The sequence below is a fragment of the Allorhizobium paknamense genome (assembly GCF_030815125.1).
GTDB classification, from domain to species: Bacteria; Pseudomonadota; Alphaproteobacteria; order Rhizobiales; family Rhizobiaceae; genus Allorhizobium; species Allorhizobium paknamense.
In genome coordinates this window covers 204,135-217,746 of sequence record NZ_JAUSWH010000007.1, presented here as the reverse complement: position 1 = coordinate 217,746, position 13,612 = coordinate 204,135, and the positions used below count along the sequence as shown (strand labels likewise).

Genomic DNA, 13,612 nt, shown 5'->3' with positions numbered 1-13,612 from the left:
CCGGCGGTCATGTCTTTTTTAAATGACGGCATCATCTTGTTCCCTGATAAGGCACCTTTTTGAAAAAGGTTCCCTGCATGGCCCCCGATGCGTTGAGAATTCTGGTTGCGGAAAAACAGGCCCTGATCTCGCTGGAGATCGAGCTGTTGCTGACGGAACTGACCGGCAGCTCCGTGACGGTCTGCGCCGAACGTGACATGGAACGGGAGCTTGACAGCGCTCACTTCGATATCGTGCTGCTGGCGGCGGCCGCCTCCGCCGCCAGCAACCGCAGCCGCTATACGCTGCTGCGGCAGAAAGGCCTCGGCATCGTCTTTCTCACATCCTTCGAGGATGTGCCGGGATTGACCGGCCATGAAGACGACGTCGCAATCCTGCCCAAACCCTTTCATGAGCAAAGCCTGCTGTCGGCGGTTCGCACCGCCGCGGGCAGACTTTCACTCAGGACAATCGATTGAATTACACGAACGGTCATTGAAAATGACCGTTCGTGTTCCCTTTTCGAATATCTCAAGCCCTGGATGCATTTGAGATATTCGAATCCCTTCAAGGCGAGGATGCGTCAGCATCTTCGAGCCTTGGTATTAGACCGCGAAAGCGCGTTTCGTCACCGCTGCATCATTGGCATCGGGGCCGAAATCGCCCTCGCCGCTCACGCCCAGAATTTCCTGAAGCTTGTTGCGGGCGCGGTTGATGCGGCTCTTGATGGTGCCGACGGCGCAGCCGCAGATTTCAGCGGCTTCCTCATAGGCAAAGCCCGAAGCGCCCACCAGAATGATCGCCTCGCGCTGATCGGAAGGAAGCTGCTCCAGCGCCTTGCGGAAATCCTGCAAGTCCAGCGAGCCATATTGCTGCGGATGGACGGCAAGCTGGGAGGTAAAAATGCCATCGGGATCGGAGACTTCACGACCGCGCTTGCGCATCTGCGAATAGAATTCGTTGCGCAGGATGGTGAACAGCCACGCCTTCATATTCGTGCCCGGCTCGAAATGATCCTGCTTGGCCCAGGCCTTCATAATCGTGTCCTGCACCAGATCGTCGGCCAGATGATGACGGCCGGTCAGGGAAACGGCAAAAGCGCGAAGATTTGGCAATGCTGCCAGCATCTCGCGCTTGAAGCCCCGGTCTTCGCCTTGCTTGTCTACACTCATCGGGCCTTGTCCTTGATCGCGCTTCCTGTGCCAGCCTGCTTTTCCGCAGCTTCCAGCCGCTCCAGCAGTTCCACGAAGCGGTCCGGTATGCCTTCTTCCTGAACCGTATTGTAAAAATGCTTGAGCTTTGCGCTTATTGTGTGATGCGTCCCGGACTGCGCATGGCCCGGCGCTTCATCGCCCGCATCCTTCATGTTGTGATAATTGTTATTCATGCTGTTTCTGAGCCTTGATTTCAAGTCGCTCCGTTAACGGGCAATCGGGACGAAGGTTCCTGCCTGTTATGAACTATTTCGAACAATGCAGAATTTCGTCGCAAGCGGGCGCTTCTCTTTGCTCGTCATGATTTAGTGGAACTTAATGCACGGTGGCCCGTTTTCCAGTCCGAACATCATTGTCTGGATAGGACAGTGTTTCCCACGGATATGACAGGAGGTCGTCCATGCTTTACTATTCGCTGCTCTTTCTCGTCGTCGCCCTTGTTGCCGCAGCCCTCGGCTTCGGTGGTATTGCCGGTGCATCGGCAGGTATCGCGAAGATCCTCTTCTTCGTCTTTATCGTTCTCTTCCTGATCTCGCTGGTCAGCAGGCTCTTCCGCCGCGTCTAAAACATGTCCGGACGGAAAACCGCGATTGCGCTTTTCTCGCGGCAATGCTCTAAGCTTTTGTTTTTACGTATTTCCGGACGGAAAACCGTGACTACACTTTTCCTGGAAATGCTCTAAAGGCAGCGAATGCGTCTTTCGCATTCGCTGCCTTTGTCTATTGAGAGATGAATGAATGCATCCGGGCCGCTGCGGTCCGCAAACAGCGGCCCGGAGTGCGGCGGGTCACGGATAGATGACCCCCTTCTTCAAAATGACATTGGCATAAAGACGCGGCTCACCGGTCTGCACGACCGTGTGCGCGGCCTTGACGCGCGGATAGAAATCCGGCCCGAGCAGCGGCACCACCGGCTGCTTTGGCTCATGGCGGGCGCAGCAGGCGATGATTTCTTCATGCACGGGGTCGAGCGCATCGCGATCCTTGCCAACGGTGGAGCGGAAAATCGCTTCCGGCACGAAATCGTCGATGGGCATGACCGACAGGATCGCATCGAGAACCGGGATCAGGCCATGACCATCCAGGCGCACAAGCCGGCGGCCATGTTCGAGACCCGGATAATTCCCATCCACGATGGCGATCTCATCGCCGTGGCCCATGGCCCGCAAGGTGGCGAGAAGATCGGGGCTGAGAATGGGATTGATGCCTTTCAGCATTATTGACGCTCCTTGAACAACACATTCTGATCCAAAAGATAACGGGAAAACAGCGGCAGGCTGGCCCCGCCGATGGAGCGGGCCTGATGACCCACCACGCCTTCGACGATGTCGGGCATCAGCACGCCCTGCAGGTCGAGGGATTGCACCGCCGCCCGCGTGGCCTCGACCAGCCGGCTGCGCACCCATTCGGGAAAGCCGCCATCGATGACGGCGGCGGAAAAATCGATGACGGAGGCCGAGGCGACGATGGCCTGGGCAAGAGCCGCAGCGCAATCCTGGATCCAGATCTCCAGCGGCTCGCCGTAGTCGATCCAGTTGCGCGGCGAATACCAGAGCGGCTGGCTGTCATAGCCATGGTCGCGCAGCAGGTTTTCCAGCACGAAGATCGAGGCGATCTTCAGAAGCTGCACCGTCTTGCCCTGCCGGTTCTGCACCGGAAGCGGACCGAGCGAGCCTGCCGTGCCGGTGCGCCCGGAAAACAGCGCCGAATTCAGCACGATGCCGCCACCGATGAAGGAGCCGATGAAGAAATAGACGAAATCCGGATATTGCGGGCCAACGCCGAAGACCAGTTCGGCGGCGCAGGCGCTCGTTGCATCGTTTTCCAGAAAGACCGGATAGGGCACCCGCGCGGCGACATCGGCATGCAGGTCGGCCTTGCGCCAGGCGGCCATATCCTCGGCGGGCGCGCCGGTTTCTTCCGCCCAGCTCCACAATTCGAAAGGCGCGGCAATGCCAACACCCGCCACCCGCCGCCGCTCCGCCACGCTCAGCCGCGCCTCAATGCCAGCAATGCCATCGACGATGAAGTCCAGAAGCGAGTCCGGCATGGGATAGGGATAGGTGCAGGTCACCTCCTGGCGAATGGTGCCGACGAAATCCATCAGCACGAGGCTGGCGCTGCGCCGGCCGATCTTCACGCCAAAGGAAAAGGCACCGTCGGGATTGAGCAGCATCGGCACGGACGGCTGGCCGACACGGCCGCGCATCGGCTCACCGCGAATAAGCAGGCCTTCCTTTTCGAGCGCGCGCATGATCACCGTGACCGTCTGGGCCGAAAGGCCGCTGCGGCGCGCGATTTCAGCCTTCGACAGGCCGCCATGCCGCCGCACCAGCGACATGACCAGCCGCTCGTTATAGGCGCGCACGCCGATCTGGTTGGCGCCGCCGCTGATCTCCAGGATCGGGGACTGCTGCGCCTGCTCGGCGCTTGCCTGATCCGTCATTGCCATTCCTCCCGGCTTTCTTCTTTCCGGCTCATCAACCGGTGCACCGACCGCCTATCCCGCTCCCCGTTCCCCACCCGGCAGCATCGCGATACACGATCGATCCTTCGGCGTCAGCCAATCCTCCCGCGCCGTCGCATGCTGTGCAGAATGCCACAGCGAATTAATAATTCAACTCGATTTATTTATTGACAGGGCCGCGCTTTGATGCTGTTCTAACCCCGGAAACAGGGAGAGCCGGGCGGGAGATGCAGGCCTCTGTTGACCGGACGGGGCCTTCAGCGGGCGCCGTTTATCGATTATCCTTTGGGAGGATTCAAATGAAGACCAGTTTGATCGGCGCCACGCTCGGCGCCTTGGCCCTCGGCGTTGCCTTTTCTTCCGGTGCGCACGCAGCGGACGTTTCCGCCTGCCTCATCACCAAGACCGACACCAATCCCTTCTTCGTCAAGATGAAGGAAGGTGCCACCGCCAAGGCCAAGGAACTCGGCGTGACGCTGAAATCCTATGCCGGCAAGATCGACGGCGATAGCGAAAGCCAGGTTGCCGCCATCGAAACCTGCATCGCCGACGGCGCAAAGGGTATCCTGATCACCGCTTCCGACACCAAGGGCATCGTTCCCGCCGTCAAGGAAGCCCGCGACGCCGGCCTGCTGGTGATCGCCCTCGACACGCCGCTCGACCCGATCGACGCTGCCGACGCCACCTTCGCCACCGACAACCTGCTCGCAGGCAAGCTGATCGGCCAGTGGGCCGCCGCAACGCTCGGCGACAAGGCCAAGACCGCCAAGGTTGCCTTCCTCGACCTGACGCCGGCCCAGCCGTCCGTCGACGTCATGCGCGACCAGGGCTTCATGATCGGCTTCGGCATCGACCCCAAGGATCCGAACAAGATCGGCGATGAAAGCGACCCGCGCATCGTCGGCCATGACGTGACGAACGGCAACGAAGAAGGCGGCCGTACCGCCATGGAAAACCTTCTCCAGAAGGATCCGAACATCAACGTCGTTCACACCATCAACGAACCGGCTGCTGCTGGCGCCTATGAAGCGCTGAAGGCTGTTGGCAAGCAGAAGGACGTGCTGATCGTTTCCGTTGACGGCGGTTGCCCGGGCGTGAAGAACGTCAAGGAAGGCATTATCGGCGCAACCTCGCAGCAGTATCCGCTGATGATGGCGGCTCTCGGCATCGAGGCCATCAAGAAGTTCGCCGATACCGGCACCAAGCCGAAGCCGACCGAAGGCAAGAACTTCTTCGACACCGGCGTTTCGCTGGTGACCGACAAGCCGGCCAAGGGCGTTCCTTCCATCGACACCAAGGAAGGCACCGCCAAGTGCTGGGGCTGATGCCTCGCTAATTTTTTGACACGGCAAAGGGCGGCCTGGAACGGGTCCGGTGGGCAAACCCACCGGCCGGCACAAGGGCCGCCCTTCCCGCAAGAGGCGCAAGCAACTGAAGCGTGCAATCGCCCTTTTGAAAATAGTTAAAATTTCATTGCCGAACGGGAGAAATGCGTGCGCCCGTGCGGCCCTCACATCCTCGCAAGAGGCAGACGGGAGGAAGATCGATGAGCGAGCCACAAGCCGCCACCAAACCGCATCTCGAATATGAAAAAGTGCTTTCTGGCAGCTCGACGCAAGTTGCCCAGTTCGACACCAACGACAAGACACCGCTGCAGAAATTCCAGCACTTCCTGCATGGCAGCCCGGCTGCCGTGCCGTTGATCGTGCTGCTTCTGTCGGTGGCGGTGTTCGGCGCCATTCTCGGCTCGAAATTCTTCTCCGCCTTCTCGCTGACGCTGATCCTGCAACAGGTGGCCATCACCGGCATCATCGGCGCCGCCCAGACGCTGATCATCCTGACCGCCGGTATCGACCTGTCGGTCGGCGCCATCATGGTGCTCTCCTCCGTCATCATGGGCCAGTTCGCCGTGCATTACGGCATTCCCGGTCCGCTGGCCGTTCTCTGTGGCTTTGTGGCGGGGGCGGCCTGCGGCTTCATCAACGGCTGGCTGGTGGCGCGCGTCAAGCTGCCACCCTTCATCGTCACGCTCGGCATGTGGCAGATCGTGCTTGCCTCGAACTTCCTCTATTCCGCCAACGAGACGATCCGCTCGCAGGATCTTGTGGCCAATGCACCAATCCTGCAGTTCTTCGGTGAAAACCTGCGCTTCGGCGGCGCCGTTCTCACCTATGGCGTCATCGCCATGGTGCTGCTGGTTCTGGCGCTCTGGTACGTGCTGAACCAGACCGCCTGGGGCCGCCATCTCTATGCCGTGGGCGACGATCCGGATGCGGCGGAACTGGCGGGCGTCAACGTCAAGCGCATGCTCATCTCCGTTTATACGCTGTCCGGCCTGATCTGTGCGCTGGGCGGCTGGGCGCTGATCGGTCGTCTGGGCTCCGTTTCGCCCACCGCCGGGCAGTTTGCCAATATCGAATCCATCACCGCCGTGGTGATCGGCGGCCTGTCGCTCTTCGGTGGCCGCGGCTCCATTCTCGGCATGCTGTTCGGCGCGCTGATCGTCGGCGTGTTCCAGCTCGGCCTGCGCCTCGTCGGCACCGACCCGCAATGGACCTATCTCTTGATCGGCGTGCTCATCATTGCCGCCGTCGCCATCGACCAGTGGATCAGAAAGGTAGCAGGCTAATGGCTAACGACCCCATTCTCTCCGCTCGCGGCCTCATCAAGCGCTACGGCAAGGTGACCGCTCTCGACAATGCCGATTTCGACCTCTACCCGGGCGAAATCCTGGCCGTCATCGGCGATAACGGTGCCGGCAAGTCCTCGCTGATCAAGGCGATTTCCGGAGCCATCACCCCGGACGAGGGCGAGATTCGCCTGGAAGGCAAGCCGGTGCAGTTCCGCTCGCCCATCGAGGCGCGCAAGGCCGGGATCGAGACCGTCTATCAGAACCTGGCGCTGTCTCCGGCGCTGTCGATTGCCGACAACATGTTCCTCGGCCGCGAACTGCGCAAGCCGGGCGTCATGGGCAGCGTGTTCCGCAAGCTGGATCGTCCGGCCATGGAAAAGTTTGCCCGCGACAAGCTTTCCGAACTCGGCCTGATGACCATCCAGAATATCAACCAGGCGGTGGAGACGCTTTCGGGCGGCCAGCGCCAGGGAGTGGCCGTGGCGCGCGCCGCCGCCTTCGGCTCCAAGGTGGTCATTCTCGACGAGCCGACCGCAGCGCTTGGCGTCAAGGAAAGCCGTCGCGTGCTGGAACTGATCCTCGACGTCCGGGCGCGTGGGCTGCCGATCGTGCTGATCTCGCACAACATGCCGCATGTCTTCGAAGTGGCCGACCGCATTCACGTGCACCGGCTCGGCAAGCGGCTCTGCGTGATCAACCCGAAGGACTATACCATGTCCGACGCGGTGGCCTTCATGACCGGTGCCAAGGAGCCGCCGAAGGAAGTGCTCGCGGCATGAAGCTCGAGACATTGAAAGACGAGGTTTTGCGGCTGGCCCAGGGGGCCAGCCGTTTCATGATCGGCATTGCCGGTCCGCCCGGCGCGGGCAAATCCACCCTTTCGGACGCGCTGCGCCAGGCGCTGATCGAGGCGGGCGAAACCTCGGAAATCCTGCCGATGGACGGCTTCCACATGGACAATGTCCTGCTGGAAGAACGCGGCCTTCTGCCCCGCAAGGGTGCGCCGGAAACCTTCGATGTCCGCGGCTTTCTCGATATCGTCTCCGCCGTCCGCAAAGGTGATGAGGAAGTTCTCGTCCCCGTCTTCGATCGCTCGCGGGAAATCGCCATCGCCTCGGCGCGCGCCATTTCCCCCGACACACGGTTCATTCTGGTGGAAGGCAATTACCTGCTGCTCGATGAAGCCCCCTGGACGCGGCTTGGCGGATGTTTTGACCTGACAATCTTCGTCGGCCCGCCGCTTGAGGTTCTGGAAGAACGCCTGCGCCAGCGCTGGGTGCATTACGGCCTGGACGAGGCGGCGATCGACTGGAAGCTGAACGGCAACGACCTGCCGAATGGCCGCCGGGTGATTGCAAGCTCCCGTCCCGCCGATATCTCCGTCGATATCGTCGATCTGTAAATCCATCCCGGCGTTTACCGAGCCGGGATGTTCTGCATCCACAAGGGAAAACCCCTCAAATTCTGCGCCCTGCGCCGCCTGCCGCCTCCGCCGAAAGCGGAGAAGCATCTTTATCCACAGGCTGAAAGCTCCCATTTCCCAGAGCCTGTGCCGTTTTCAGACAGATTCTGTCGCAATGCAGCGAAGAAAGCATGAGAAAAGCTTCGGCAAAGGTAATTCGTTAAGAATGATTCAATAGCCTCCGGCCTCCGGGGGTGTCTTGAAACAGCCGCGGAAGGTGGCTACTAGAATGACGCCCCTCATGAGAGATCGAGTTTCGATCGCGAGTCGGATGCGTGCAGGAGTGGATGCGAGTGGAGAGTTTTCCGTTGAAAAAGGTCATCGCAGTGATGTTGACTGCGGGTCTTGCAGCCTGCGACACCCTTCCCGCTTCCGGGCCGCTTTCCTCCCAGATCGAAAAACAGGCCGGTAAATCCCGCCAGGAACTGAACAGGCCGAATGCGGCCGTCTATGATGTGGTCGATGTCGACCAGAAGACGGCCCGCATGGTGGCAAGCTTTTCCAGCAGCCTGCTCAGCCGGCGCTTCGGCATTGGCGGCGCAGCGAGCCGCGTCGTCATCGGCGTCGGCGACCAGCTGAAGATCAGCATTTTCGAGGCGGGCTCCGATGGCCTGTTCTCCACCTCCGAATCCAAACAGACCACCATCGAAGTGGTGGTCCAACCGGACGGCACCGGCACCATTCCCTATGTGGGTCCGATCAAGCTGGCTGGCCGCACGCAGGAAGAGGCCCGCAAGGCCATTCTGGAAAAGCTCGTCAACAAGGCTGTGGAACCGGATGTGCTGGTCACGGCTGCGGGCACCACCTCGCGCAGCGTCACCGTATCGGGTGCGGTCGGCAAGCCGTCGAGCGTGGAACTCAGTCTGGCTGGCGACCGCATTACCGAGGTGATCGCCCGGGCGGGCGGACCCTCCAGCGAGCCTTACGAGACCTATGTCACGCTGGTGCGCGGCAACAAGACCGCCTCCGTGCTGCTGAAATCGCTGATCGAAAACCCGCGTGAAAACATCTATGTCGACCCGCGCGACCAGATTTTCGTGACACATGACCCGCGCACCTTCACCGTGCTCGGCGAAGTGGCGAAGAACGCCCGCCAGAATTTCGGCGCCAACGACCTTAACCTGCTCGAAGCCATTGCCATGGCCGGTGGCGGTTCCGACGACAAGGTGGATGCCGAAGGCTATTTCGTATTCCGCTACGAAGAGCCGGAAATCGTCATGGACCTGCTCGGACCCCAGCGCTTCCACGACCTGCAGGCCAAGGGCATGATGGCCAACAAGGATGGCCGCTACCCCATCGTCTACCGCTTCAACATGCATGCGCCGGACAGCCTGATCGTCGGCCAGAGCTTCCCGATCAAGAACCGCGACATTATCTACGCATCGCGTCATCCGACGGTGGACTTCCTGAAGTTCATGCAGTTGATCGCAACCCCGGTCGGCACCGCCTCCGGCGTCCGCACGCTGACCGATTGATGTCCTGAAAACACGGGATGGGAAAAGGGAGCCTCCTGCATAATTCCTTAAATCGGAATCGATTTAAGGTGAAAATTATGCAGCAGATTTAAAGACTTACGGCGCTGTGCGTTTGATAAAACGCACAGCGCTGTAAGGGCTCCTTTTTTCTGGGAAAGCCTTTTTCTTTGCGTTTCTGCCGAAGAAAAAGGCACAATAAAAATCTGCACAAATTCGTTGACATCCGCCTTCCGCCTCGCTCTATTTGTCTAGTCAAAAGACGGTCGTTCAAGACCGATGGATAAGGGAACGGCGTCCTGTGGAATGTCTTGGATCGATCAAGATCCAGGGCAGCAGGGTTGAAGAACAGCGGCATCCGGCGCGCATCTATCTGGCGCGCGGTGCGGTCACGGGTGAAACGGGAGACATATCATGCAGAAAAGACTATTGCTGAAGGCAGCGCTCGGCGCGGCACTGTTGCTGGGCACCAGCCTTGCCGCCCATGCCGAGGATGCGCTGGCCAAGATCAAGGCCGCCGGCGTCATGAAAGTGGGCACGGAAACCGCCTTTGCCCCCTTCGATTTCATCGATGCCGGCGATCACGTCGGCCTGAATGTCGACCTCTTCGCCGAAATCGGCAAGGAACTCGGCGTGAAGATCGAATGGGTCACCTTGCCCTGGGATGGCGTGCTGCCGGGTCTGGAAGCTGGCAAGTTCGATATCGTCGCTGGTCCGGCCACCATTACCAAGGCCCGTATGGAGCGCTATCGCTTCACCGCACCAATCGCCGAAGCCACGGTTGCCATTCTGAAGAAGGCCGGTGACAAGACCATCACCAAGCCGGAAGACATTGCCGGAAAGGCCGTCGGTGTCGGCAAGGCCACCTCGCAGCTGGCGCAGTTGCAAGAATATTCCAAGACGCTCGCCAAGCCGGTCACGGTGCGGGAATATGTCTCCTTCAACGATGCCTATGCCGATATGGCGGCAGGCCGTGTGGTGGCGGTCGCCAACTCGCTGCCGAACATCGCCTTTGTCGCCAAGCAGCGCAATGGCGCCTTCGAAGTGGTGCTGCCGCCCTTTGGCCAGAAGAGCTATTTCGGCTTCATCGGCACCAAGGATGCCGATCATGCCAGCCTGATAGATGCGGTGGATGCCGCCCTTCTCAAGATGAAGGGCGATGGCCGCATGGCAAAGCTTCAGGAGAAGTGGTTCGGCACCAAGTTCGATACGCCGGACGCGGTCAAGGATCCAGCCTTCTGATCACCCTACAGCGCCGTGCGCCCTATATGGCGCACAAAGGTTCGCGGTAGCGCTTTCCATCTGCTGCATGATTTTATCCTTAGACCGATTCCGATTTAAGGAATGATGCAGGAGCAGAAATTCATCCTGAGGCCTGCCTTCTCCATGCCAATCGGCAAGCGGGCCTCAGGGGATAATCTTACGACGGCTCTTCGGCAAAGGAGCGGCCATCGCCGGAAATTTCCCCTTTACACAGGGGTCGAAAGCGGACCAGACCGCCATGTCCTTCAAGCTCTTTACGCTTCTGTTGCAATCTGCCCTGTGGACGATTGGCATCAGTGCGATTTCCATCCTGATCGGCTTTGCCCTGGCCATCCTGCTGTCTGCAGCGCTGCTTTCGGGCAAAAGCGTCTATACGCTTCCCGCCACGCTTTTCATCAGCTTCTTTCGCGGCGTGCCGCTCCTGGTGCAATTGCTGCTCATTTACAATCTCCTGCCGTTCATCGGTCTGAACGTGCCCAGCATCGTTGCGGCCATTCTCGGGCTGTCGCTCTGCACCGCCGCCTATCAGGCGGAAAATCTGCGCGGCGGCTTTGAAAGCGTGCCCATCGGGCTGATCGAGGCCGCCGACATGGCCGGCTTTTCGGCCCGGCAGACCTTTCTGCGTATCCGCGTGCCGATTGCGCTTCGCCTCACCTTTCCGGCGCTGGTCAATGAAGCGATCATGATCCTCAAATCCTCCTCGCTGGTCTCTGTGGTCGGCATTGTCGAACTGACGCGCATGGCGCAGGACCTTGCCTCCTCCACCTATCTGCCGATCGAGATCTTTTCCTCCGCCGGGCTGATCTATCTGGTCATATGCTCCACTGTCGCGCTGATCGGCCGCCGGGCGGAAGCAGCCCTGCCGGGAGGGGTGAAATGATCTTCGATCCCAAGGTCATCCTCAATCACCTGCCGGAGATTGCCAGCGGCGCCGCCGTCACCCTTATTCTGTGGATCGCCGGCATGGCGCTTGGCATTGCGCTGGGCTTCATGGTCGCCACCCTGCGCCGCTATGGCGGCAGGGCGGTGGACGCATCGCTGGGGCTGGTGGTGGAAGTGCTGCGCGGCACACCCTTTCTCATCCAGATCTTCCTCGTCTATTACGGCGGCCCCTTCATCGGCCTGTCGCTCGATCCCGTGCCCTGCGGTCTGCTGGGGCTGACGGTCTATTCCGCCGCCTATTATTCGGAAATCTTCCGGGCCGGGTTTGCCGCCGTGCCGCATGGCCATGTCGAGGCGGCGGAATGCCTGGGGCTTTCGCGCCCGCAGATCATCCGCCGCATCCTGCTGCCGGAAATGGCGCTGATCGTCCTGCCGCCCTCCGTCAACCTCGCGGTTATCCTGCTCAAGGAATCGGCGGTGCTGTCCATCATCACCGTGCCGGAACTGACGGCCACCGTCAGCGCCATCGGCTCGCAGGAATATGCCTTTCTGGAAGCAATTTTCGTGCTCGCCCTCGTCTATTGGGTCACGGTGGAGGTGGCCGCATGGCTTGGCCGCCTCGCTGAAGCCCGTCTGTCCACCTTCAAGGTATCCGCGCCATGAGCCTGCCCGCCATTTCTGTCAAGCACCTCGTCAAGCGTTTCGGCACCGCCACCGTGCTGGAGGACATCGATCTCGATATCGAGGAAGGCAAGGTCTGCTGCCTGATCGGCCCCTCCGGCTCCGGCAAGAGCACATTGCTGCGCTGCCTCGCCTTTCTGGAAGAAGCCAGCGAGGGCATGATCACCGTCAATGGCGAGGCGCTAGGCTTTTTTGAAAACAGCCGGGGGGTGCGCGAGCGCCTGCCCGCCGCGCAAATCCGCGCGGTGCGGGCGAAGATCGGCATGGTCTTCCAGCAGTTCAATCTCTGGCCGCATATGACGGCGCTGGGCAATGTCTCGGAAGCGCTGAAAACCGTGCACAAACTGCCGAAACGGGAGGCGGAAGACCGCGCCATGGCGCAATTGCGCAAGGTGGGGCTGGAAAACCGCGCCGGGCACTATCCGTCCCAGCTGTCCGGCGGTCAGCAGCAGCGCGTCGCCATTGCCCGCGCACTGGCGCTGCAGCCGAAGATCATGCTGTTCGACGAGCCGACCTCGGCGCTGGACCCGGAACTGACCGGCGAGGTGCTGAACGTCATGCGCGATCTGGCTTGCGAAGGCATGACCATGGTGGTGGTCACGCATGAGGTGGGTTTCGCGGCGACCGTCGGCAATCAGATCGGCTTTCTCGACCACGGCAAGCTTCTGTTTTCCGGCCCGCCGCAGGAGGTTTTCGCCAAGCCGCGCCATCCGCGTCTCGAGCAGTTTCTCGATACCTATCTGGATCGCGGCGCTTCCATGCTGGCGTGAGGGAGGAAGCGGTGGTGATGGCTGAGGCCGGAGACACAACAGCGCATTCCGCGCCCGGCCGCTCGCTGCATGACCGCATTCTGGGCGATATCGAAGCCAATATCATCACGGGCCGCTGGCCGCCCGGCCATAAAATTCCCTCGGAACAGCAATTGACCGCCGAGTACGGCTGCTCCCGAATGACCGTAAACAAGGTGCTCACCCAGTTGGCCCGGGCGGGGCTGGTGCAGCGACGGCGCAAGACCGGCAGCATCGTGCTGGCGCAGCAAAGCCAGAGCGCCATTCTCGACATTTACGACATTCGCGACGAGGTCGCCGCCAGCGGCAGGCGCCATGCCTACCGCATCCTGTCCGTCAGCACGGAAAAAGCTGGCAGAGACCGGGCAAAGACCTTGGCCGTGAGTGCGGATGCACCGCTGCTTGTGGTGCGGTGCCTGCATCTTGCCAGTGGCAAGCCCTTTTGTCTGGAGGAGCGGCTGATCAACCTGACCGCCGTTCCCGAAGCGGCGGATGCCGACTTCACCGCCACCTCCCCCGGTCCCTGGCTGTTGCAGCATGTGCCCTGGACGGCTGCCGAGCATCGTATTGCCGCCGACACCGCCGCCCCCCTTGCCAGCGCCGCCCTCAACCTGCCGCCCGGTTCGGCCGTGCTGGTGGTGGAACGCCAGACCTGGCGGCTCACCGACTGCATCACCGAGGTGCGGCTCACCTATCCCGGCGGCCAGCATAGGCTCACCGCCCGCTTCACCCCTTCGCAACTGTTCTCCACCGCTCCTGCCGAAAGATCCTGA

Annotated in this window: 16 protein-coding genes; 12 read left to right on the top strand and 4 right to left on the bottom strand. The window is 60.8% G+C overall.

Annotation, left to right across the window (positions count from 1 at the left end; all coding sequences use genetic code 11):
- The first annotated feature begins 77 nt into the window (after nucleotides 1–77).
- The gene (locus QO005_RS13070; RefSeq protein WP_307158477.1) at nucleotides 78–458 is read left to right on the top strand and encodes a hypothetical protein; all 381 of its coding nucleotides are present in this window, start codon (nucleotides 78–80) and stop codon (nucleotides 456–458) included.
- A gap of 126 nt (nucleotides 459–584) precedes the next feature.
- On the opposite strand, the gene QO005_RS13065 is transcribed toward QO005_RS13070, so the two are convergent.
- Entirely contained in the window at nucleotides 585–1,151 is a 567-nt protein-coding gene (locus QO005_RS13065) for an RNA polymerase sigma factor (protein WP_307158476.1), read from the bottom strand.
- A complete protein-coding gene (locus tag QO005_RS13060; protein WP_370878065.1) occupies nucleotides 1,148–1,366 on the bottom strand; it encodes a NepR family anti-sigma factor in 219 nt (72 codons plus the stop codon). Before QO005_RS13060 ends, QO005_RS13065 begins: the two co-directional genes overlap by 4 nt.
- A gap of 227 nt (nucleotides 1,367–1,593) precedes the next feature.
- Here QO005_RS13060 and QO005_RS13055 point away from each other — a divergent pair, with 227 nt between their 5' ends.
- Nucleotides 1,594–1,758 (top strand): DUF1328 domain-containing protein, encoded by a 165-nt coding sequence (locus QO005_RS13055; protein WP_307158475.1) that lies wholly within the window; start codon nucleotides 1,594–1,596, stop codon nucleotides 1,756–1,758.
- 222 nt (nucleotides 1,759–1,980) lie between these two features.
- On the opposite strand, the gene QO005_RS13050 is transcribed toward QO005_RS13055, so the two are convergent.
- Both QO005_RS13050 and QO005_RS13045 read right to left on the bottom strand, forming a co-directional pair.
- On the bottom strand, nucleotides 1,981–2,409 hold the full coding sequence (locus QO005_RS13050) for an RbsD/FucU family protein (protein ID WP_307158474.1): 429 nt from the start codon (nucleotides 2,407–2,409) through the stop codon (nucleotides 1,981–1,983).
- On the bottom strand, nucleotides 2,409–3,638 hold the full coding sequence (locus tag QO005_RS13045; protein WP_307158473.1) for an ROK family transcriptional regulator: 1,230 nt from the start codon (nucleotides 3,636–3,638) through the stop codon (nucleotides 2,409–2,411). The genes QO005_RS13050 and QO005_RS13045 overlap by 1 nt, the downstream gene beginning before the upstream one ends.
- A gap of 320 nt (nucleotides 3,639–3,958) precedes the next feature.
- Between QO005_RS13045 and QO005_RS13040 the strand changes: the two genes are divergently transcribed.
- The 10 genes from QO005_RS13040 (at nucleotide 3,959) to hutC (ending at nucleotide 13,612) form a co-directional block, all read left to right on the top strand.
- The gene (locus QO005_RS13040; RefSeq protein ID WP_307158472.1) at nucleotides 3,959–4,984 is read left to right on the top strand and encodes a sugar ABC transporter substrate-binding protein; all 1,026 of its coding nucleotides are present in this window, start codon (nucleotides 3,959–3,961) and stop codon (nucleotides 4,982–4,984) included.
- Between the two features lie 221 nt (nucleotides 4,985–5,205).
- A complete protein-coding gene (locus tag QO005_RS13035) occupies nucleotides 5,206–6,288 on the top strand; it encodes an ABC transporter permease (protein WP_307158471.1) in 1,083 nt (360 codons plus the stop codon).
- On the top strand, nucleotides 6,288–7,070 hold the full coding sequence (locus tag QO005_RS13030) for an ATP-binding cassette domain-containing protein (RefSeq protein ID WP_307158470.1): 783 nt from the start codon (nucleotides 6,288–6,290) through the stop codon (nucleotides 7,068–7,070). The genes QO005_RS13035 and QO005_RS13030 overlap by 1 nt, the downstream gene beginning before the upstream one ends.
- A complete protein-coding gene (locus tag QO005_RS13025; RefSeq protein WP_307158469.1) occupies nucleotides 7,067–7,693 on the top strand; it encodes a nucleoside triphosphate hydrolase in 627 nt (208 codons plus the stop codon). The genes QO005_RS13030 and QO005_RS13025 overlap by 4 nt, the downstream gene beginning before the upstream one ends.
- Nucleotides 7,694–8,061: 368 nt before the next feature.
- Nucleotides 8,062–9,228 (top strand): polysaccharide biosynthesis/export family protein, encoded by a 1,167-nt coding sequence (locus QO005_RS13020; protein ID WP_307158468.1) that lies wholly within the window; start codon nucleotides 8,062–8,064, stop codon nucleotides 9,226–9,228.
- Nucleotides 9,229–9,639: 411 nt separating this feature from the next.
- Entirely contained in the window at nucleotides 9,640–10,467 is an 828-nt protein-coding gene (locus QO005_RS13015; RefSeq protein WP_307158467.1) for a transporter substrate-binding domain-containing protein, read from the top strand.
- Between the two features lie 259 nt (nucleotides 10,468–10,726).
- On the top strand, nucleotides 10,727–11,368 hold the full coding sequence (locus tag QO005_RS13010; RefSeq protein WP_307158466.1) for an amino acid ABC transporter permease: 642 nt from the start codon (nucleotides 10,727–10,729) through the stop codon (nucleotides 11,366–11,368).
- Nucleotides 11,365–12,033: an amino acid ABC transporter permease gene (locus tag QO005_RS13005; RefSeq protein ID WP_307158465.1), complete on the top strand. Its 669-nt coding sequence runs from the start codon at nucleotides 11,365–11,367 to the stop codon at nucleotides 12,031–12,033. The genes QO005_RS13010 and QO005_RS13005 overlap by 4 nt, the downstream gene beginning before the upstream one ends.
- Nucleotides 12,030–12,821, top strand: coding sequence for an amino acid ABC transporter ATP-binding protein (locus QO005_RS13000; protein WP_307158464.1), 792 nt, complete (start codon nucleotides 12,030–12,032; stop codon nucleotides 12,819–12,821). Before QO005_RS13005 ends, QO005_RS13000 begins: the two co-directional genes overlap by 4 nt.
- Nucleotides 12,822–12,838: 17 nt before the next feature.
- Nucleotides 12,839–13,612 (top strand): histidine utilization transcriptional repressor HutC, encoded by a 774-nt coding sequence (gene hutC / locus QO005_RS12995; RefSeq protein ID WP_307158463.1) that lies wholly within the window; start codon nucleotides 12,839–12,841, stop codon nucleotides 13,610–13,612.

What these genes read in the sequence shown, in the direction of transcription:
- QO005_RS13025 (WP_307158469.1), top strand. Translation starts at nt 7,067, where the DNA reads ATGAAGCTCGAGACATTGAAAGACGAGGTTTTGCGGCTGGCCCAGGGG.
- QO005_RS13050 (WP_307158474.1), bottom strand. Translation starts at nt 2,409, where the DNA reads ATGCTGAAAGGCATCAATCCCATTCTCAGCCCCGATCTTCTCGCCACC.
- QO005_RS13060 (WP_370878065.1), bottom strand. Translation starts at nt 1,366, where the DNA reads ATGAATAACAATTATCACAACATGAAGGATGCGGGCGATGAAGCGCCG.
- QO005_RS13010 (WP_307158466.1), top strand. Translation starts at nt 10,727, where the DNA reads ATGTCCTTCAAGCTCTTTACGCTTCTGTTGCAATCTGCCCTGTGGACG.
- QO005_RS13055 (WP_307158475.1), top strand. Translation starts at nt 1,594, where the DNA reads ATGCTTTACTATTCGCTGCTCTTTCTCGTCGTCGCCCTTGTTGCCGCA.
- QO005_RS13015 (WP_307158467.1), top strand. Translation starts at nt 9,640, where the DNA reads ATGCAGAAAAGACTATTGCTGAAGGCAGCGCTCGGCGCGGCACTGTTG.
- hutC (WP_307158463.1), top strand. Translation starts at nt 12,839, where the DNA reads ATGGCTGAGGCCGGAGACACAACAGCGCATTCCGCGCCCGGCCGCTCG.
- QO005_RS13065 (WP_307158476.1), bottom strand. Translation starts at nt 1,151, where the DNA reads ATGAGTGTAGACAAGCAAGGCGAAGACCGGGGCTTCAAGCGCGAGATG.
- QO005_RS13045 (WP_307158473.1), bottom strand. Translation starts at nt 3,638, where the DNA reads ATGACGGATCAGGCAAGCGCCGAGCAGGCGCAGCAGTCCCCGATCCTG.
- QO005_RS13030 (WP_307158470.1), top strand. Translation starts at nt 6,288, where the DNA reads ATGGCTAACGACCCCATTCTCTCCGCTCGCGGCCTCATCAAGCGCTAC.
- QO005_RS13005 (WP_307158465.1), top strand. Translation starts at nt 11,365, where the DNA reads ATGATCTTCGATCCCAAGGTCATCCTCAATCACCTGCCGGAGATTGCC.
- QO005_RS13070 (WP_307158477.1), top strand. Translation starts at nt 78, where the DNA reads ATGGCCCCCGATGCGTTGAGAATTCTGGTTGCGGAAAAACAGGCCCTG.
- QO005_RS13040 (WP_307158472.1), top strand. Translation starts at nt 3,959, where the DNA reads ATGAAGACCAGTTTGATCGGCGCCACGCTCGGCGCCTTGGCCCTCGGC.
- QO005_RS13035 (WP_307158471.1), top strand. Translation starts at nt 5,206, where the DNA reads ATGAGCGAGCCACAAGCCGCCACCAAACCGCATCTCGAATATGAAAAA.
- QO005_RS13000 (WP_307158464.1), top strand. Translation starts at nt 12,030, where the DNA reads ATGAGCCTGCCCGCCATTTCTGTCAAGCACCTCGTCAAGCGTTTCGGC.